At 74.1% G+C, this 18,141-nt stretch carries 16 protein-coding genes and 1 riboswitch; of the genes, 4 read left to right on the top strand and 12 right to left on the bottom strand.

All coding sequences use genetic code 11. The features are described from left to right. Positions 1-36: 36 nt before the first annotated feature. From ACWIX7_RS22625 to ACWIX7_RS22595, 7 genes are all read right to left on the bottom strand, one after another. Entirely contained in the window at positions 37-1,101 is a 1,065-nt protein-coding gene (locus ACWIX7_RS22625; protein WP_448618643.1) for a DUF58 domain-containing protein, read from the bottom strand. Then, positions 1,098-2,387, bottom strand: coding sequence for an AAA family ATPase (locus tag ACWIX7_RS22620; RefSeq protein ID WP_448618642.1), 1,290 nt, complete (start codon positions 2,385-2,387; stop codon positions 1,098-1,100). Before ACWIX7_RS22620 ends, ACWIX7_RS22625 begins: the two co-directional genes overlap by 4 nt. A 289-nt stretch (positions 2,388-2,676) precedes the next feature. Continuing rightward, the gene (locus ACWIX7_RS22615) at positions 2,677-4,029 is read right to left on the bottom strand and encodes an NlpC/P60 family protein (protein WP_448618641.1); all 1,353 of its coding nucleotides are present in this window, start codon (positions 4,027-4,029) and stop codon (positions 2,677-2,679) included. Between the two features lie 242 nt (positions 4,030-4,271). Beyond that, on the bottom strand, positions 4,272-5,807 hold the full coding sequence (locus tag ACWIX7_RS22610; RefSeq protein WP_448618640.1) for an AMP-binding protein: 1,536 nt from the start codon (positions 5,805-5,807) through the stop codon (positions 4,272-4,274). Positions 5,808-5,901: 94 nt separating this feature from the next. Beyond that, positions 5,902-6,324: a DUF1772 domain-containing protein gene (locus ACWIX7_RS22605; protein WP_448618639.1), complete on the bottom strand. Its 423-nt coding sequence runs from the start codon at positions 6,322-6,324 to the stop codon at positions 5,902-5,904. Next, the gene (locus tag ACWIX7_RS22600; RefSeq protein WP_448618638.1) at positions 6,321-6,632 is read right to left on the bottom strand and encodes a hypothetical protein; all 312 of its coding nucleotides are present in this window, start codon (positions 6,630-6,632) and stop codon (positions 6,321-6,323) included. Before ACWIX7_RS22600 ends, ACWIX7_RS22605 begins: the two co-directional genes overlap by 4 nt. Next, a complete protein-coding gene (locus tag ACWIX7_RS22595) occupies positions 6,629-7,363 on the bottom strand; it encodes an SIR2 family NAD-dependent protein deacylase (RefSeq protein WP_448618637.1) in 735 nt (244 codons plus the stop codon). Before ACWIX7_RS22595 ends, ACWIX7_RS22600 begins: the two co-directional genes overlap by 4 nt. Before the next feature lie 314 nt (positions 7,364-7,677). Here ACWIX7_RS22595 and ACWIX7_RS22590 point away from each other — a divergent pair, with 314 nt between their 5' ends. The 4 genes from ACWIX7_RS22590 to ACWIX7_RS22575 all read left to right on the top strand — a co-directional run bounded on the left by ACWIX7_RS22590 (position 7,678) and on the right by ACWIX7_RS22575 (position 12,504). Further along, the gene (locus tag ACWIX7_RS22590) at positions 7,678-10,527 is read left to right on the top strand and encodes an aconitate hydratase (RefSeq protein ID WP_448618636.1); all 2,850 of its coding nucleotides are present in this window, start codon (positions 7,678-7,680) and stop codon (positions 10,525-10,527) included. Positions 10,528-10,536: 9 nt separating this feature from the next. Continuing rightward, entirely contained in the window at positions 10,537-11,298 is a 762-nt protein-coding gene (locus tag ACWIX7_RS22585; RefSeq protein WP_448618635.1) for an SDR family oxidoreductase, read from the top strand. A gap of 70 nt (positions 11,299-11,368) precedes the next feature. Beyond that, a complete protein-coding gene (locus ACWIX7_RS22580; RefSeq protein ID WP_448618634.1) occupies positions 11,369-12,085 on the top strand; it encodes a sirohydrochlorin chelatase in 717 nt (238 codons plus the stop codon). 28 nt (positions 12,086-12,113) lie between these two features. Next, a riboswitch (guanidine-III (ykkC-III) riboswitch) is annotated at positions 12,114-12,179 on the top strand. Between the two features lie 10 nt (positions 12,180-12,189). Further along, positions 12,190-12,504: a DMT family transporter gene (locus tag ACWIX7_RS22575; protein WP_448618633.1), complete on the top strand. Its 315-nt coding sequence runs from the start codon at positions 12,190-12,192 to the stop codon at positions 12,502-12,504. Between the two features lie 151 nt (positions 12,505-12,655). Here the strand turns inward: ACWIX7_RS22575 and ACWIX7_RS22570 are convergent, their stop codons facing one another. The 5 genes from ACWIX7_RS22570 to ACWIX7_RS22550 form a co-directional block, all read right to left on the bottom strand. Then, positions 12,656-13,120, bottom strand: a complete 465-nt coding sequence (locus tag ACWIX7_RS22570; RefSeq protein WP_448618632.1) for an SgcJ/EcaC family oxidoreductase — start codon at positions 13,118-13,120, stop codon at positions 12,656-12,658. 43 nt (positions 13,121-13,163) lie between these two features. Then, positions 13,164-15,056, bottom strand: coding sequence for an ABC transporter ATP-binding protein (locus tag ACWIX7_RS22565; RefSeq protein WP_448618631.1), 1,893 nt, complete (start codon positions 15,054-15,056; stop codon positions 13,164-13,166). A gap of 85 nt (positions 15,057-15,141) precedes the next feature. Further along, positions 15,142-15,918 (bottom strand): enoyl-CoA hydratase/isomerase family protein, encoded by a 777-nt coding sequence (locus ACWIX7_RS22560; protein ID WP_448618630.1) that lies wholly within the window; start codon positions 15,916-15,918, stop codon positions 15,142-15,144. Between the two features lie 73 nt (positions 15,919-15,991). Then, the gene (locus ACWIX7_RS22555; protein ID WP_091150986.1) at positions 15,992-16,219 is read right to left on the bottom strand and encodes a helix-turn-helix domain-containing protein; all 228 of its coding nucleotides are present in this window, start codon (positions 16,217-16,219) and stop codon (positions 15,992-15,994) included. A 203-nt stretch (positions 16,220-16,422) separates the two neighbouring features. Next, complete coding sequence (locus ACWIX7_RS22550) at positions 16,423-18,024, bottom strand: ABC-F family ATP-binding cassette domain-containing protein (RefSeq protein WP_448618629.1); 1,602 nt, start codon at positions 18,022-18,024, stop codon at positions 16,423-16,425. Positions 18,025-18,141: the final 117 nt, after the last annotated feature.

The raw sequence follows: 18,141 nt of genomic DNA, 5'->3' as shown, positions 1-18,141 counted from the left end.
CGGCGCGCCGGCGGTCGCCAGGTGTCGTCGGGAACGTCATCGGGACGCGCCTCCGGAGCCCGCCCGTCGCCGGTCCGCGACGAACCGGACGACGTCCATCAGCCAGTCCCGGTCCGTGCGCAGTTGCAGGTGCCCGGCGCCGGCGCGACGCAGCGCCGCGGCGATCGCCCGCCGCTGGGCCTCCGCCCCCTCGGCGAACCGGGCCCGGAACCCGGCGTCGCCCGTGGGCACCTCCAGGGTCTGGCCGCTCTCCGGGTCGACGACGGTGAGCAGTCCGACGTCGGGCAGCTCGAGCTCCCGCGGGTCGACCACCTCGATGGCCAGCAGCTCGTGCCGGGCCCTCAGGCCCCGCAGCGGGCGCTCCCAGTCGGGCGCACCCTGGGCGTCGGAGCCCAGGAAGTCCGAGACGACCACCACCAGGCCGCGGCGGCGCGGCGGTCGGCGCAGCGACTCCAGCGCGGCGGCGAGGTCGCCCCGGCGCCCGCCGGCGGCCCGCGGCGTCGCGACGACGGCGCGCAGCAGCCGGTCGGCGGCCAAGCGTCCGGCGGTGGCCGGGTGGCGGTCGACCCGCTCGCCGGTGGTGACGACGGCCCCCAGCCGGTTGCCGCCGCGGACGGTGAGGTGGCTGACCGCGGCCAGCCCGGCGATGGCCAGGTCCCGCTTGGTGCAGTTGGCGGTGCCGAAGTCGAGGCTGGCCGAGAGGTCGACCACCGCCCAGGTCTCCAGCTCGCGGTCGGCGATCGTCTCCCGGACGTGCGGCACCTGCGTGCGCGCGGTCACCGGCCAGTCCATCCGCCGGACGTCGTCCCCCGGGTGGTAGGTGCGCGAGTCGCCGGCCTCGGTGCCCGAGCCGGGCACCAGGCCGAGGTGGTCACCCTGCAGCAGCCCGTCGAGCCGGCGCCGGACGGTCAGCTCCAGTCGCTGCAGCAGGACGTCGGACGGGCCCTCGCCGAAGTGCGGCGGTGCCCCGCCGGACCCGGGCGTGTGGGCGTCGTCTCCCGCCCTCGGGTCGATGCCGGAACCCGGGGTGGGCGGAGGGCCGGCCTGCTCCGGGGCCTGTTCCGGAGTCGTGGCGCCGCCGGACCGGCGACGCAGGATCACGCCGGCGAGGACCCGCGCTCGGCGCCGTTGGCGGACGGGTCCGGCCGGCCCTGCAACGCCGGGCCGGGCTGACCCGCGGCCGGCTGGCCCGGAGCCCCGAAGGGCCCGGTCGGCGGCACGGGACCGGGCTGCCCGGGGCCGTTGTAGGGCTGCCCCGGCTGGCCGTACTGAGGTCCGGGCGGCCCGAACTGGGGCGCGCCGAACGGCGGCGCGGTCGGCACCGAGGGGCCGCCCGGGGTGCCGGGGCCGAAGCCGCCGGAGCGCTGGCGCGGGGCCACCTGCGGCAGCGGCACGGTCTGCAGGATCCGCTTGACCACGTGGTCGGCGGGCACGCCGTCGGCCAGCGCGTCGTAGGAGAGCACCAGCCGGTGGCGCAGCACGTCGACAGTGACGTCGAGGACGTCCTGCGGCAGCACGTAGTCGCGGCCGCGGACCAGCGCCAGCGCACGGCTCGCCGCGATCAGCCCGAGCGAGGCGCGCGGGCTGGCGCCGTAGGAGACCCACTGCGCGACGTCCTCCATGCCGTGCTCGCGCGGCGCGCGGGTGGCGACCACCAGCCGGACGACGTAGTCGACCAGGGCGTGGTGCACGAACACCTGTGAAGAGGTGCGCTGCATGCGGACGAGGTCCTCGGGGCCGAGGACGGTCTCGGGCACCGGCGGGGTCGAGCCCATCCGGTAGATGATCTCGCGCTCCTCCTCCGGGCTCGGGTAGTCGACGAGCACCTTCATGAGGAAGCGGTCGCGCTGGGCCTCGGGCAGCGGGTAGACGCCCTCGGACTCGATCGGGTTCTGGGTGGCCAGCACGAGGAACGGGTCGGGCAGCGGGTGGGTGACGCCGCCGATGGACACCTGGCGCTCGGCCATCACCTCCAGCAACGCCGACTGCACCTTGGCCGGCGCGCGGTTGATCTCGTCGGTGAGCACGAAGTTGGCGAACACCGGGCCCAGCTCCGTGTCGAAGGCGTCCTGCCCGGCCTTGTAGATGCGGGTGCCGATGATGTCGGCGGGCACGAGGTCGGGGGTGAACTGCAGGCGGGCGAAGCGACCACCGACGACGGTGGCCAGCGTCTCGACGGCGAGGGTCTTGGCCACCCCGGGAACGCCCTCGAGCAGCACGTGGCCCCGGGCCAGCAGGGAGACGAGCATCCGCTCGACCAGCCGGTCCTGACCGACGATCACCCGCTTGATCTCGAACAGCACCCGCTCCAGGCGGGCGGCATCGACCGACGGCGGGACCAGCTGCCCGGCGGACTGGTCGAGCGAGGTGCTGGCGGCGCTGCTCACGGAACTCCCTGGTCGAGCCGGTCCACGGCCCCGCGTCCGACAGGACGCCATGGGGCCGACGACGGACGGCGTGCCCGTCCCCGCCAGTGTCCTACACGTTCCTGGGCGCCAGCTGGCCGCGCACGCGGGCGAGCCGACCGGGCACCCACGGTGAACGACGCCCGGGGAGCACGGGTCGCGTGCACACACCTGCCCGCAGCCTCCGCCGACTGCTAGCCTCGGTCCTGCGTCGGGCAGCTCCCCCCGTGGCTGCCCGACGCCCCATCTCCAGGCCCGGACCACGCCCGCGCTAAGCCGTCGGCCGGACCGCGCCGTAGTAGTCGCTGCCCAACCACATGCTCGATATGCGCACGACGTCCCCGCTCTGCGGCGCCTGGACGACCTGACCGCCGCCGATGTAGAGCGCCACGTGGTAGATCGACGTGTGGTCGGCGGTCTCGCCCCAGAACACCAGGTCGCCGGGCTGCAGGTCGTCGGCGGCCACCGTCCGGTCGCGGAAGCGCCAGTACTGCTCGCGGCTGGTACCGCCGATCCGGACGCCGGCCCGCGCGTAGGCGTACTCGGTCAGGCCCGAGCAGTCGAACCCGAAGACGTCGGTGTCCGGCGGGATGCCCCACGTCGGGCCGTTGGCGTTCCCGCCGCCCCAGCTGTAGGGCAGCCCGCGCTGGCTCTTCGCCGCCGCGATCGCCCGCTGCACCACCGACCCGGTGGGCTCGCCGGCCGTGGTGGCCGTGCCGGTCGGCGAGCCGCCGCCGGAGGACGAGCCGGAGGACGACGACCCGGAGGACGGCGCGCTCCGCGTCGGGGACCCCGCCGACGAGGAGGCCGACGGCGTGCTCGGCGCCGGCGGGCGCGCCTGCGCCGCGGCGGTCGCGGCCTCGGCTGCAGCTGCCGCGGCAGCCGCACCCTCGGCGCCGTAGAGGAGCTCCTGGGCCTCGGCCAGCTCGGCCTCCAGCACCTGGCGCCGGTCGGCGAGCTCGGCGGCCTGGGCGCGCGCTGAGACCTCCTGCTCCTGGGCGCTGGCCAGGGCCCCGGCCGCGGCGTCCTCGGCCTCGTCGGCCGCCCGCACCGCGGTCTGCGCCGCGTCGTCCGCCGCGGCGGCCTGCTGCTCCAGGACGGTCAGCTCGGCGACGACGTCGGCCCGGTGGCCGCCGGCGGCCTCGAGCAGCGCGGCCCGCTCCACCAGCTGGGCCGGACCCTCGGCGGTGACCAGCGCGGCCGCACCCGGGTTGGTGCTGCCCTGCATGTAGCTCGACCGCGCGAAGGCGACCACCTGGTCCCGGCCGCGGCCCAGTTCGGCAGCAGCCCGCTCGGCAGCAGCGGCGGCGGCGTCCGCCGCGACGCGCGCCTCCTCCTGCGCGGCCTGCCGGACCTCGTACTCCTGCAGCGCGATCTGCGCGCCCCGCCGGGCGGCGTCCACCCGCTCCTGGGCCTGCGCGAGCTGCGCGCTGATCGCGCCGACGCGGGCGGCCGCGGCGTCGCGCTCGCTCTGCGCGGCGGCCACCTCGTCGTCCCCGGGGGCGGCCACGGCCGTCCCCGGGACCAGGCCGGCCAGGACCAGGGCGGTGACCGCCGCCCCGGCTCCGCGCACCAGCCACCCGGAGCGCCTCGGATGGCTCTCCCGTTCGTCCGTCCTGCCCACGTCCGACCTTCCTCACGACCTCGTCGACCGGCGCCCGGAGGCGCGCTCCGGTGCCGGAACGACAAGATCGGAGAAGGGGTTGAACGGGCACTCCCCACATGGGGGGAGGCCGCCGCCGGAAATGGGGTGTCAGACGCGGCCCCGTTGCGGCCCGCCTGGAGCTCGCGAGTGGCGGGGGCAGGGCGGCCCCGTCCCGGGCCCCGCCCTGAGCTTGCGAAGGGTGGGGCGGACGGGGTCCTTCTTCAGTTGACCTGGCGGTCGGAGTCCGACCAGAAGGCCTCCCGCAGCTTGAACTTCTGGATCTTGCCGGTCGCGGTGCGGGCCAGCTCGTCGCGGAACTCCACCCGCTTGGGGATCTTGTAGCCGGCGATGCGGCCCCGGCAGTGGGCGACGATCTCCTCGGCGGTGACCTGCCGGCCCTCGGCGACGACCACCACGGCGGTCACCATCTCGCCCCACTTCTCGTCCGGGACGCCGATGACCGCGACCTCCGCGACCGCCGGGTGGCTGAAGAGGACGTCCTCGACCTCGATCGACGAGACGTTCTCGCCGCCGGTGATGATCACGTCCTTCTTGCGGTCGGAGATGGTGAGGTAGCCACCGTCGTCGATGCTGCCGCCGTCCCCGGTGTGGAACCAGCCGCCCTCGAGGGCCTCGCCCGTGGCATCCGGGTTGTTCCAGTAGCCGGCCAGCACCGTGTTGCTCTGCACCAGCACCTCGCCGGACTCGCTGGTCCTCATCCGGGTGCCGAGCGCCGGGACGCCGGCGCGGGACAGCTTCCTGGCCCGTTCCTCCGGCTCGAGGGCGTCGTACTCCTCACGCGGCCGGTTGACGGTGACCAGCGGGGCGGTCTCGGTGAGGCCGTAGATCTGGTTGAACTCCCAGCCCAGCTCCTCCTCGATGCGGGCGATGGTCCGCGACGGCGGCGGCGCGCCGGCGACCACGATGCGCACCCGGTCGCGTCCGGGGATCTCCCCCTCCCAGGAGGCTGCGGCGTCGAGGACGGCGCTCCACACGGCCGGCGCCCCGCACATCAACGTCACGCCGTGCTGCTCCACGCGGCGCAGGATCTCCGCACCCTCCACCTTGCGCAGGGCCACCTGGCGGGCGCCGAGGCCGGCCAGGGCGTAGGGCATGCCCCAGCCGTTGCAGTGGAACAGGGGCAGCGTGTGCAGGTAGACGTCCCGGTCGCTGACCTGCATGTGCATGCCGAAGGTGACCGCGTTGACCCATTCGTTGCGGTGGGTCATCTGCACGCCCTTGGGCCGCGCCGTCGTGCCGCTCGTGTAGTTGATCGTGGCGGTCGCGTCCTCGTCGGGCTCCGACCACGGTCGTGGCTCGACGTCGAACCGCAGCAGCTGCTCGTACTCCTCGCCGATGGTGAACCGGTGCTCGGCCTCGACGGGCTTGAGCGACGACTCCAGCTCCGGGTCGACGAAGAGGACACGAGCCCCGGAGTGGCCGACGATGTAGCTGACCTCCTCCTGGGAGAGCCGGAAGTTGATCGGCACGAGGATCCGGCCCGACGACGGGACGCCGAGCAGCAGCTCGATGAGCCGCCCGGCGTTGTGACTGACGACCGCCACCCGGTCGCCCTCGCCGATGCCCAGCCCGTCGAGGGCGGCCTGCATGGCGCGGGCGCGGCGGGCGACCTCGCGGTAGGTGACGTCACCCAGCGACGGCGCGGGCTGGTTGGGCTCGTCGACGATCCCGACGCGGTCGCCGTAGACCAGCTCGGCGCGGTCGAGGAAGTCTCGGGTGGTCAAGGGCACGCGCATCGGAGCTCCCGGGTCCTCGGGCCGACCAGCCGGCCGGCCGCTCGACGTGGTGCCGATCACGCTAGCGGCCGGTCCCGGTCCGGTGGTCCTCGGCTCAGCCGAGCAACGCGGCCAGTGCGGCGGCGCTCCCGGTCGTGGCCGCGAGCGCGCGGACGGTGTCGACCCGCAGCAGCCGCCGGTACGCCGCGTCGTCCCACGCCGCCCCGAGCCGGCGGTGCAGCGGGACGGCGCCCCATGCGGTCGCCCCGAGGACGACGGCCAGGCAGGCGGCACCCACGAGGACCGGCAGCAGCGGCGTCCCCTCCGGGCGGGCGGCGAGCAGCCACGACGTCGTGACGCCCTGACCGGCGAACAACGGGCCCACGACCCGGGTGATCCGCTGCTGGTGGCAGCGCTCGTAGGCCGGGAAGACCGCCGGCGGGACGAGCGCGAACTGCGGGTAGACCAGCGCCCGCACGGTCCACTGGAAGCCGGCGTAGGCGGCGGTCAGCGCCAGGTGGACGGCGAGCAGGGTCACCGCTTCGGTCGCTTGTCGCGCCAGGCCAGGCTCTGCGCGTCGAGCTCGCGCAGCAGCGGGTCGCCCTCGGCGAGCACCCGCTCGGTCAGCGCGACCGCGGCGGCCAGCTGGTCGTCGTCCAGTTGGGCGGAGGCCGGCGAGCGGCGCCGGTCCAGGGCGTCGTACCAGCGTCCGCCCACGGCGTGGTCGAGCAGGATCCGCCCGAAGCAGTGGTCGGCGGTCACCACCCAGCGGCCCTCCCGCGCCCGCCGCGGCAGCTCGTCGTCCACCAGCTCCCGGTAGCGGGCGTGGAGCTCGTCCCGCGTCACGGTGCCAGCAGCCGGGGCAGCGACGTCCCGATCGGCTCGCGCACGACCAGGTCGGCGACGACGTCGTAGGGGGTCGGCTCGGCGTTGACGACGACGACCCGCGCGCCGGACTGCTGCGCCAGGTCGGTCAGCCCGGCCGCCGGGTGCACGGTCAGCGAGGTGCCGACGGCGAGGAAGACGTCGCAGTCGGTCGCCGCCTCCGCCGCGGCCTCGATGACCGCCGGGTCCAGCGCCTGGCCGAAGCTCACCGTGGCCGACTTGAGGATGCCTCCGCAGACGCGGCAGGACGGGTCGGGTTCGCCGGCGGCGACGCGGGCCAGCGCCTCGGCCATCGTCGTCCGGTCGCCGCAGGCCAGGCACGCGACGGCGTGCACCGTGCCGTGCAGCTCGACGACCAGCTCCGGTGACGACCCGGCCGCCTGGTGCAGCCCGTCGACGTTCTGGGTGAGCAGCGCCCGCAGCCGGCCCTGCCGCTCCAGGTCCACCAGCGCGGCGTGCCCGGCGTTGGGGCGGGCGTCGGGCGCGGTGTCGCGGCGCATCAGCCACGCCCGGCGGCGGATGTCGGGGTCGGCGACGTAGTAGGACAGCGTCACGAGCTTCTCGGCGTCCGGGTCGCGGGTCCACAGGCCGTTGGGCCCCCGGTAGTCGGGGATGCCGCTGTCGGTGGAGATGCCCGCGCCGGTGAGCACGGTCACGCGCCGCGCGCCGGTCAGCCAGCGAGGAGGTGTCACGTCACCTCCTCGCTGGCGCTCGTCAGCGCCGTGCTGCCACGGTGCTGTGTCCCTGCGTGACCCCGCAAGCCCGGTCACGTCGTCCACCGTAGGAGCTTCTCCCCGACGATCAGCCCGGATCACCGATCCGGCTCCTGGCTCACCACCGGTGCTGAGCCAGGAGCCGGATCGACCAGCTCACCTGATCATCGAGGGGCCGGAGGAGCCCCTCGGGACGAGGAAGGGTCGCCTCACCTCTGCAGGATGGCGGGGCCCTGGGATGATGCGGGGTGGCAAGCAGCGCGACGGACCAGCTGAGGGGTAGGCGCAGAGAAGTGGTAGCCAGCAAGGACAGCTTCGGAGCGCGGGCGACGCTGAGCGTCGACGGCACCGACTACGACATCTACCGGCTCGACGCAGTGGAGGGCTCCGAGAAGCTGCCCTTCAGCCTCAAGGTCCTCCTCGAGAACCTGCTCCGCACCGAGGACGGCGCGGACATCACCGCCGACCACATCCGGGCGATCGCGAACTGGGACCCGAACGCCGAGCCCGACCAGGAGATCCAGTTCACCCCGGCCCGCGTGGTGATGCAGGACTTCACCGGCGTCCCCTGCATCGTCGACCTGGCCACCATGCGCGAGGCCATGGCGGAGATCGGCGGCGACCCGCAGAAGATCAACCCGTTGGCGCCCGCCGAGCTGGTCATCGACCACTCCGTCATCGCCGACGTCTTCGGCACGCCGGAGTCCTTCGAGCGCAACGTCGAGATCGAGTACCAGCGCAACGGCGAGCGCTACCAGTTCCTCCGCTGGGGCCAGGGCGCCTTCAGCGACTTCAAGGTCGTCCCCCCGGGCACCGGCATCGTCCACCAGGTCAACATCGAGCACCTGGCCCGGGTGGTCTTCCCGCGCCAGGAGGGTGACCGCGTCGTCGCCTACCCCGACACCTGCGTGGGCACCGACAGCCACACCACCATGGTCAACGGCCTGGGCGTGCTGGGCTGGGGCGTCGGTGGCATCGAGGCCGAGGCCGCGATGCTCGGCCAGCCCGTCTCGATGCTCATCCCCCGGGTCGTGGGCTTCAAGCTCACCGGTGAGCTGCCGGACGGCGCCACCGCCACCGACCTGGTCCTCACCATCACCGAGATGCTGCGCGAGCACGGTGTGGTCGGGAAGTTCGTCGAGTTCTACGGCCAGGGCGTCTCCGCGGTGCCGCTGGCCAACCGCGCCACGATCGGCAACATGAGCCCGGAGTTCGGCTCCACGGCGGCGATGTTCCCCATCGACGAGGAGACCATCACCTACCTGCGGCTCACCGGCCGCTCCGAGGAGCAGGTCCAGCTCGTCGAGGCCTACGCCAAGTCGCAGGGCCTCTGGCACGACCCCTCCCGCGAGCCGGCGTTCTCCGAGTACCTCGAGCTGGACCTCGCGACCGTGGTGCCCAGCATCGCCGGCCCGAAGCGGCCCCAGGACCGCGTGGCGATCACCGACGCGAAGCCCTCGTTCCGCACCGCGCTCGCCGACTACGTGCAGGACGACCAGACCGGCGGCGAGGACCGCAAGCCCGGCGTCCCGCAGCAGGAGCAGCCCTACGGCGTGGAGTCGGCGGCCGACGAGGCCTCGGCCGAGTCCTTCCCCGCGTCCGACCCGGTCAGCCCGTTCGCGCACGGCAACGGCGAGGCCGGCAAGCCGCACCACAACGTCGTCCCCGACCGGGTGCCCGACCGCCCGTCGAAGCCGACCAAGGTCGTCCTGGAGGACGGCACGGAGACCTTCGTCGACCACGGCCACGTGGTGATCGCCGCGATCACCTCCTGCACCAACACCTCGAACCCGCAGGTGATGATCGGCGCGGCCCTGCTGGCCAAGAACGCCGTCGAGCGCGGCCTGACGAGCAAGCCCTGGGTGAAGACGACGCTGGCCCCCGGGTCCAAGGTCGTCATGGACTACTACGAGAAGGCCGAGCTCACCCCGTACCTGGAGAAGCTCGGCTTCTACCTGGTCGGCTACGGCTGCACCACCTGCATCGGCAACTCCGGCCCGCTGCCGGAGCCGGTGTCGAACGCGGTGAACGAGGCCGACCTCGCGGTCGTCTCGGTGTTGTCGGGCAACCGCAACTTCGAGGGCCGGATCAACCCGGACGTGAAGATGAACTACCTGGCCAGCCCGCCGCTGGTGATCGCCTACGCGCTGGCCGGGTCGATGGACGTCGACCTGAACAACGACCCGCTGGGCCAGGACCCCGGCGGCAACGACGTCTTCCTGCACGACATCTGGCCCTCGCCGCAGGAGGTCCAGCGGGTCATCGACGAGGCCGTCTCGGCGGAGATGTTCAGCAAGGACTACGCCGACGTCTTCGCCGGCACCGAGCAGTGGCAGAACCTGCCCACGCCGACCGGCGACACCTTCGCGTGGGACCCGGAGAGCACCTACGTCCGGCGTCCTCCGTACTTCGAGGGCATGCCGGCCGAGCCGGCTCCGGTGCAGGACATCGCCGGCGCCCGCACGCTGGCCGTGCTCGGTGACTCGGTGACCACCGACCACATCTCGCCGGCCGGTTCGATCAAGGCCGACAGCCCGGCCGGTCAGTACCTGCGCGAGCACGGCGTGGAGCGGCGCGACTTCAACTCCTACGGCTCCCGGCGCGGGAACCACGAGGTGATGATCCGCGGCACCTTCGCCAACATCCGGCTGCGCAACCAGCTGGTGCCCGGCACCGAGGGTGGGGTCACCAGGAACCACCTCACCGGCGAGACCACGTCGATCTACGAGGCCTCGCAGGCCTACCAGGAGCAGGGCATCCCGCTGGTCGTGCTCGCCGGCAAGGAGTACGGCTCCGGCTCCTCGCGCGACTGGGCGGCCAAGGGGACGGCGCTGCTGGGCGTCAAGGCGGTCATCGCCGAGAGCTACGAGCGGATCCACCGCTCCAACCTCATCGGCATGGGCGTGCTGCCGCTGCAGTTCCCCGCGGGCCAGAACCGGGAGTCCCTCGGCCTGACCGGCGACGAGGAGTTCACGATCACCGGGATCACCGAGCTCAACGAGGGCCGCACGCCCCGCACGGTGAAGGTGCAGGCCGGCGACGTGGAGTTCGACGCCACCGTCCGGATCGACACCCCCGGCGAGGCGAACTACTACCGCAACGGCGGGATCATGCAGTACGTGCTGCGCTCGCTGCGCGGCTGACGACACCGCATGGACCTGGGCCTGGGCGGCCGCGGATACCTGGTCACCGGCGCGAGCCGGGGGCTGGGGTTCGCGGCGGCCCAGGCCCTCGTCGCTGACGGGGCGCGCGTCCTGGTGAGCGCACGCGCCGCCGACGCCGTGGACGCCGCCGTCGCCACGCTGGGCGGACCTCCGGCGGCGCACGGCCTGGCGGCCGACCTCACCGCCGCCGACACGGCCGAGCGGCTGGTCGCCGCCGCCCGGGACCGGCTCGGCCGGGTGGACGGCGCGCTGATCAGCGTCGGTGGCCCGGATCCCGGCACCGTGCTGGACACCCCCGAGGAGGCATGGCGGGACGGCATGGAGGCCGTGCTGCTCGGCCCGCTCCGGCTGGTGCGCGCGCTGGTCCCCCACCTCGGCGCGGGCGCCGTGATCGGCTTCGTGCTCTCCACCTCGGCCCGCTCCCCGCTGCCCGACCTGGCGGTCTCCAACGGTCTGCGCCCGGGCCTGGCGATGACCGCCAAGCAACTGGCCGACGAGCTGGCCCCCCGCGGGATCCGGGTGGTCGGGCTGCTGCCGGGCACCTTCGCCACCGAGCTGGTCGTCGGGCGCGAGGACGCCTCCGGTGACCCGGCCCGCGCCCGCGCCTGCGCCGAGGCCGGCATCCCGCTGGGCCGGGTCGGCGAGCCCGCCGAGTTCGGCCGGGTGGCCGCCTTCCTGCTCTCCCCCGCCGCCTCCTACGTCACCGGCACCTCCGTCGCGGTGGACGGCGGCCGGCTGAGGACACCGTGAGCCGACGTGGGCGTGAGCATCGCAGCGAGCGCCAGCGAGCGAGGAGCGGAGCGGCCGCGGAGGTGAACCCATGGACACCGTGACCGATACCCCGGTGCTGGTCGCCTGCGCGCACGGCACTCGCAACCCCACCGGCCGGCGGCTGATCGCCGAGCTGGCCCTCGCCGCCCGCGATCTACGCCCCGGCCTGGTCACCACCGCGGCGTTCGTCGACGTGCAGCCGCCCACGGTGGCCGACGTCGTCGCGGGCCTGGCCGGGGACGGGCGGCCCTCGGTCGTCGTCCCGCTGCTGCTGTCCGGCGGCTACCACGTGCACGTCGACATCGCGCGGGCCGTGCAGGAGCACGCCGCGGCCCACGCCGCCCGTCCGCTGGGCCCCGACCCGCGGCTGGTCGCCGTCCTGCACGACCGGCTGCTCGCTGCCGGCGCCGACCCCGACGACCCGGCCACCGGTGTGGTGCTCGCCGCGGCCGGCTCCAGCGACCCGCGCTCGGTCGCCGACGTCGGCGCCACCGCGGCGGCGCTCCAGGAGCGCTGGACCGGTCCGGTGACGACCGGCTACGGCTCGGCCGCGCAGCCCCCGGTGCCCGAGGCGGTCGCCGCCGCCCGGGCCGCCGGCGCCCGGCGGGTGGTGCTCGCCGCCTACCTGCTGGCACCCGGTCACTTCCACGACAAGCTCCGCGGAGCCGGTGCGGACGTGCTCACCGCTCCCCTGCTGCCCGACGACCGCATCGCCGCCGTCCTGCTCGACCGCTACGACGCCGCGGTCGCCGCTTGGTCCGTCTGACGGACAGCCCGCGGTCTGGGACCATGGGGACGGGCCTGCTCACGGGCCCCCGGACGAGCGGTGCCGTACCCGGACAGCGACAAGACGGCGCCCGTGGAGGCGTCGTGTCCTGGCTCGTGCTCGTCCTATCCGGTGTGCTGGAGGCCGTCTGGGCCACCGCCCTCGGCCGCTCCGAGGGGTTCAGCCGCCTCGCCCCGTCGGTGGTGTTCGTCGTCGCCCTGGTCCTGAGCATGGTGGGGCTCGCCTACGCGATGCGTGAGCTGCCCGTCGGGACGGCGTACGCGGTGTGGGTCGGCATCGGCGCGGTGCTGACCGTCGTGATCGCCATGGTGTCCGGCGAGGAGGCGGTGTCCCCGGTGAAGCTGCTGCTGCTCGCCGGGATCGTCGGTTGCGTCGTGGGGCTCAAGGTCCTGCACTGAGAAGGGACCACCCTTCTCCCCCCGCCTCGAGGAGGACCCCGTCTCTCGGGCTCAGGGCGGGGCCCGGGACGGGGCAGGCGGGAGATGCCAGCAGAGCCGCTCCGGGTACCGGTTCCTGCAGTCGCTGTACCGAGGACGACGGATCCGCAGGTCACTGGGCTGCGAGCAGCCCCCGCAGCTCCTGGGTCAGCGCCTCGCGGCCCCCCCGGTGCTGCTGCCACGCCGCCGGGGTGGCCTGGAGCAGGGAGATCCGCCAGCGGCCGGCGCCCTCGTCGACCGCGACCACCGTGTGAACCGTGTGGTAGCGCGGGTCGATGTCGCTCTCCCCGGGCGGGATCATCCCGGCGTGGGCCAGCAGCATCGCGACGCCCGGCGCGACCGGACGCACGGAGCGGATCACCGCGACGTAGGCGGCCGTCGGGTGGCTCCCGAAGATCTGCCGGAAGTCGGCCGCGATGGCCAGACGCCCGTGGTGGTGGGTGCCGTCGTACCCGATGATGTCCCCGTCGTCGGCGAAGGCGGCCGCGACCGCGGCGCCGCTGCGCCGGTTCCAGCCGTCGAGGAACTGGGCGTAGAGCGCACGGATCTGGGCGTCGTTCGGGTGCGCGGACGTCACGCTGGCTCCTCCTGCGTTGCTGGGACAGGAGTGACGGTAGTGGTCACGCCGCGCCGACCGTTCGCCCCTCGCCGACGGCGAACTGGGTGCGGTGGAGGTCGGCGTACCGGCCCCCGAGCGCCAGCAACTCGGCGTGCGTGCCCGACTCCACGATGCGACCTTCGTCGACCACGAGGATCTGGTCGGCGCTGCGGATGGTGGACAGCCGGTGCGCGATCACCAGCGACGTCCGGCCCTCCAGCGCGGTGTCCAGCGCGTGCTGCACCGCCACCTCCGACTCGCTGTCGAGGTGCGCGGTGGCCTCGTCGAGGATCACGATGCCCGGCGCCTTGAGCAGCACCCGCGCGATCGCCAGCCGCTGCTTCTCCCCGCCGGACATCCGGTAGCCGCGGTCCCCGACCACGGTGTCCAGGCCGTCGGGCAGCGACCGCACCAGCCCGGCGATGCGGGCGCCGCCCAACGCGGCCCACAGCTCGTCGTCGGTCGCCTGCGGCCGGGCGTAGAGCAGGTTGGCGCGGATCGTGTCGTGGAACAGGTGCGCGTCCTGGGTGACCACGCCGATCGCGTCGCGCAGCGAGGCCAGCGTGGCCCGCCGGACGTCGATGCCGCCGACCCGCACCGTGCCGCTGGTCGCGTCGTACAGCCGCGGCACCAGGTTGGCGATCGTCGACTTCCCCGCGCCGGAGTGGCCGACCAACGCGACGAGCTGGCCCGGCTCGACGCGGAAGGAGACGTCGCGCAGCACCGCCGCCGGCCCGCCGTGCTCGGGCAACGACACGTCCTCCAGTGACGGCAGCGAGACGTCCGCGGCCGAGGGATAGCTGAAGGAGACGTGCTCAAACTCGATCGACCGGTCGTCGTCGGGCAGCGGGACCGCGTCGGGCTCCTCGCGGATCATCGGCTGCAGGTCGAGCACCTCGAAGACGCGGTCGAAGCTGACCATCGCGCTCATCACGTCGACCCGGACGTTGGAGAGCGCCGTCAGCGGGCCGTACAACCGGGAGAGCAGCAGCGCCAGCGCCACGACGTCGCCGGGGCTCAGCGACCCGGTGAAGGCCAGCCAGCCGCCGAGGCCGTACACCAGCGCGGTAGCCAGCGCCGCCACGAGGGTGAGCGCGGTGAAGAAGGTGCGGCCGTACATGGCCGAGAGGACGCCGATGTCGCGGACCCGGGCGGCCCGACCCCGGAACCCCTCGGCCTCCGCCTCGGGCCGGCCGAACAGCTTGACCAGCAGCGCGCCGGCGACGTTGAACCGCTCGGTCATCGTCGAGTTCATCGAGGCGTTGAGCCCGTAGGACTCCCGGGTGATCTCCTGCAGCCGCCGGCCGATCCGGCGCGCGGGCAGCACGAAGACCGGCACCAGCACCAGCGAGAGCGCGGTGATCTGCCAGGACAGCGAGAACATGACGCCGGCGGTGAGCACCAGGCCGATGGCGTTGGAGAGCACCCCGGACAGCGTCGAGGTGAAGGCCTGCTGGGCGCCGATGACGTCGTTGTTCAGCCGGCTGACCAGCGCTCCGGTCTGGGTGCGGGTGAAGAAGGCGACCGGCATCCGCTGGACGTGCTCGAACACCCGGCTGCGCAGGTCGTAGATGACGCCCTCGCCGATGCGCGCGGAGAACCAGCGGGTGGCCAGCGAGATGCCGGCGTCGAGGACCGCGAGACCGGCGATGACCAGCGCGATGCGGACGATGTCGCCCGTCGTCCCCTGCAGGCTCGCGATCCGGTTGACGATCTGCCCGGCCAGCAGCGGGGTCAGCACACCGATGACCGACGAGCCGACGACCAGCAGCACGAACCAGGTCAGGTCGCGCCGGTAGGGCCGGGCGATGCCGAGGATGCGCCGGACGGTGCCCTTGGGCAGTTCCCGCGCGACGACCGACGGGTCGCGGCGGAAGGACCGCATCGCCGCCATGGAGGTCATGGGACCGCTCATGTCCATGCCACCCCCTCTCCCGACCGGCCAACACCCCCACCGGGCGGGCTGTTCCGGAGGCAGTCTGGCAGTGCGCTCCGACGGTTCAGCGGCCGCCGACCAGCTCGGTCAGGCGCCGGGTCTGGGCGGCCCGCTCGGCGGCGTCCTGGGTCTCGGGGTCGTTGCGGACGGCGGAGCGGACCAGTGCCGCGGTCTCCCGGCTGGCCCCCACGGGCGCCGCCGTGATCGCGGCGACCAGCGCGCCGACCGCCCCGTCGAGCGCCTCGGCGGGGACGACGGCATTGGCCAGCCCGAGGGCGAGCGCCTCGGCGGCCGGCACCGGGCGGCCGGTCAGGCAGATCTCCATCGCCCGCGAGTAGCCCACCAGCTCGGTGAGCGTGCTGGTGCCGGTGAGGTCCGGCACCAGCCCGAGGGTGGCCTCGGGCAGCCGCAGGTCGGCGTCCTCGGTGAGCACGCGCAGGTCGCAGGCGAGCGCGAGCTGCGCGCCGGCGCCGATGGCGTGCCCCTGCACCGCCGCGATGGAGACGACCCCCGGCGAGCGCAGCCACCGGAACCCGCCCTGGTAGCGGCGGATGCGCTCCTGGGTCTCCTCGGCGGGCAGCCGGCCCAGCTCGCCGAGGCCGCCGGCGGTGCCGGGGTCGGTGCTGAACAGGCTGCGGTCCAGCCCCGCGGAGAACGAGCGCCCCTCGCCGCGGACGACGACGACCCGCACGCCGTCGTCCAGGGCGGCACCCACGGCGGCGAGGGCCGCCCAGGTGGCGGGGGTCTGCGCGTTGAGCCGGTCCGGCCGGTCCAGAGTGACGGTGAGGACGGCGCCGTCGCGCGCCGTCCTCACCCACCCGTCCTGGTCGGGACCGGTCACGCGTCCTCCTCGCTGACGCTCGTCGACCGCCTGCCCGCAGGTGCTCCGTCCCCGGTCGAGCTCGCGGGCTCGCTCAACTCTTCTTGCTGTTCCGGTTGGCTCCCCCACGGCTGCGCAGGGTGGCGCCGGACTCCGACAGGAGCCGGTGCACGAAGCCGTAGGACCGGTTGGTCGACGACGCCAGCGACCGGATGCTCTCCCCGCCGTCGTAGCGCTTGCGCAGCTCGTCGGCCAGTGACGTGCGGTCGCCCCCCGTGATGCGCTTGCCCTTGCTGAGATCCGCGGTGCTCGAGTCGGCCATGACTCCCCTCCGTCAGCAACCAGCCGCGGGCCCGTGGCCCGTCGAGGCTGCTCGTCCCGTCGGCGCCGGGCCCCGCTGACCTCGGCGTCCCACCTCCTCATGATCACCCAGGAGGGCGACGTCGGCCACGCGAACGGGTGATCGGGGGGACCGACTCCACCCACCGGCGCAGGGCCGCCTCCCCAGGCGGCCGCCCCGGTGGCTCAGGCCAGCTCGACCAGGTCCGCGAGGTCCTCGCTCCAGGCGTCCTCGGTGCCGTCGGGCAGCAGGATCACCTTGTCCGGGTCCAGGGCGCGCACCGCGCCCTCGTCGTGGGTGACCAGCACGATCGCCCCGGCGTAGGTGCGCAGGGCGTCGAGCACCTGCTCGCGGCTGGCCGGGTCGAGGTTGTTGGTCGGCTCGTCGAGCAGCAGCACGTTGGCGCCAGAGACGACGAGCGTGGCCATCGCCAGCCGGGTCTTCTCGCCGCCGGAGAGGGTGCCGGCGCGCTGGTCGGCGGCGTCCCCGGAGAACAGGAACGCGCCGAGGATCCGCCGCAGCTCGGTGTCGGTGCTCTGCGGGGCGGCCGCGCGCATGTTCTCCAGCAGCGAGCGGTCGTGGTCGAGGGTCTCGTGCTCCTGCGCGTAGTAGCCGACGCGCAGCCCGTGCCCGGCCTTCACCTCGCCGGTGTCGGGCGCCTCGGTGCCGGCCAGCATCCGCAACAGCGTCGTCTTCCCGGCGCCGTTCAGCCCCAGCACGACGACCCGCGCCCCCCGGTCGACGGCCAGGTCCACGTCGGTGAAGACCTCGAGCGAGCCGTAGCTCTTCGACAGCCCCTCGGCGGTCAGCGGCGTCTTCCCGCACGGCACCGGCGTCGGGAAGCGCAGCCTGGCCACCCGGTCGGCGACGCGGACCTCCTCGAGCCCCGCGGCCAGCCGCTGCGCGCGCTTGTCCATGCTCTGCGCGGCCCTGGCCTTGGTGGCCTTGGCGCGCATCTTGTCCGCCTGCGCGGTCAGCGCGTCGATCCTGCGCTCGGTGTTGGCCCGCTCCTGCCGCCGCCGGCGCTCGTCGGTCTCCCGCTGGGCGAGGTAGGGCTTCCACCCGAGGTTGTAGACGTCGACCGTGGCCCGGTTGGCGTCCAGGTGCCACACCTTGTTGACGACGGCGTCCAGCAGCTCGACGTCGTGGCTGATGACGATCAGGCCGCCCTTGTGCGCGGCGAGGAACGTCTTGAGCCAGGTGATCGAGTCGGCGTCGAGGTGGTTGGTGGGCTCGTCGAGCAGCAGCGTCTCGGCGTCGGAGAAGAGGATGCGGGCCAGCTCGACGCGGCGCCGCTGACCGCCGGACAGGGTGCGCAACGGCTGGCCCAGCACGCGGTCGGGCAACCCGAGCGCGGTGCAGATGCGCGCTGCCTCGCTCTCCGCGGCGTACCCGCCGAGCGCGGCGAACTGGTCCTCGAGGCGCCCGTAGCGACGCACCGCCCGGTCGCGCTCGGTGTCGTCGGCGGGCTCGGCCATCGCGACCTGCGCCTTGGTCATCTGCGCGCGCAGCACGTCGAGCCCGCGGCCGGACAGCACGCGGTCGCTCGCGGTGGTGTCGAGGTCGCCGCTGCGCGGGTCCTGCGGCAGGTAGCCGATCTCGCCGGTGACCGCCACCTTGCCGGCGTGCGGCAGCCGCTCGCCGGCGAGCGTGGTGAGCGTGGTGGTCTTGCCGGCGCCGTTGCGGCCGACGAGGCCGATGCGGTCGCCGGGCTGCACGCGGAGGTCAGCGTCGCTGATGAGGACGCGTGCCCCGGCGCGCAGCTCGAGGCCGGTCGTCGTGATCACCGATCCCAGGATAGGCGCTCGGCGGCCCGCACCCGACCGAGTTCCGGGTGACGTCGGCGGCAGCCCGTCGTCCACAGACGGGGGAAGCGGCTCCCACGCGGACCCACGACACGCCAC

Source organism: Geodermatophilus sp. URMC 65, assembly GCF_053502545.1.
The sequence above is the reverse complement of the archived record's forward strand: the minus strand, read 5'-3'. Positions and strand labels throughout refer to the sequence as shown.

Coding starts and splice junctions, on each gene's coding strand:
- ACWIX7_RS22610 (WP_448618640.1), bottom strand. CDS start 5,807: ATGCGCGTGCCCTTGACCACCCGAGACTTCCTCGACCGCGCCGAGCTG.
- ACWIX7_RS22585 (WP_448618635.1), top strand. CDS start 10,537: ATGGACCTGGGCCTGGGCGGCCGCGGATACCTGGTCACCGGCGCGAGC.
- ACWIX7_RS22580 (WP_448618634.1), top strand. CDS start 11,369: ATGGACACCGTGACCGATACCCCGGTGCTGGTCGCCTGCGCGCACGGC.
- ACWIX7_RS22565 (WP_448618631.1), bottom strand. CDS start 15,056: ATGAGCGGTCCCATGACCTCCATGGCGGCGATGCGGTCCTTCCGCCGC.
- ACWIX7_RS22555 (WP_091150986.1), bottom strand. CDS start 16,219: ATGGCCGACTCGAGCACCGCGGATCTCAGCAAGGGCAAGCGCATCACG.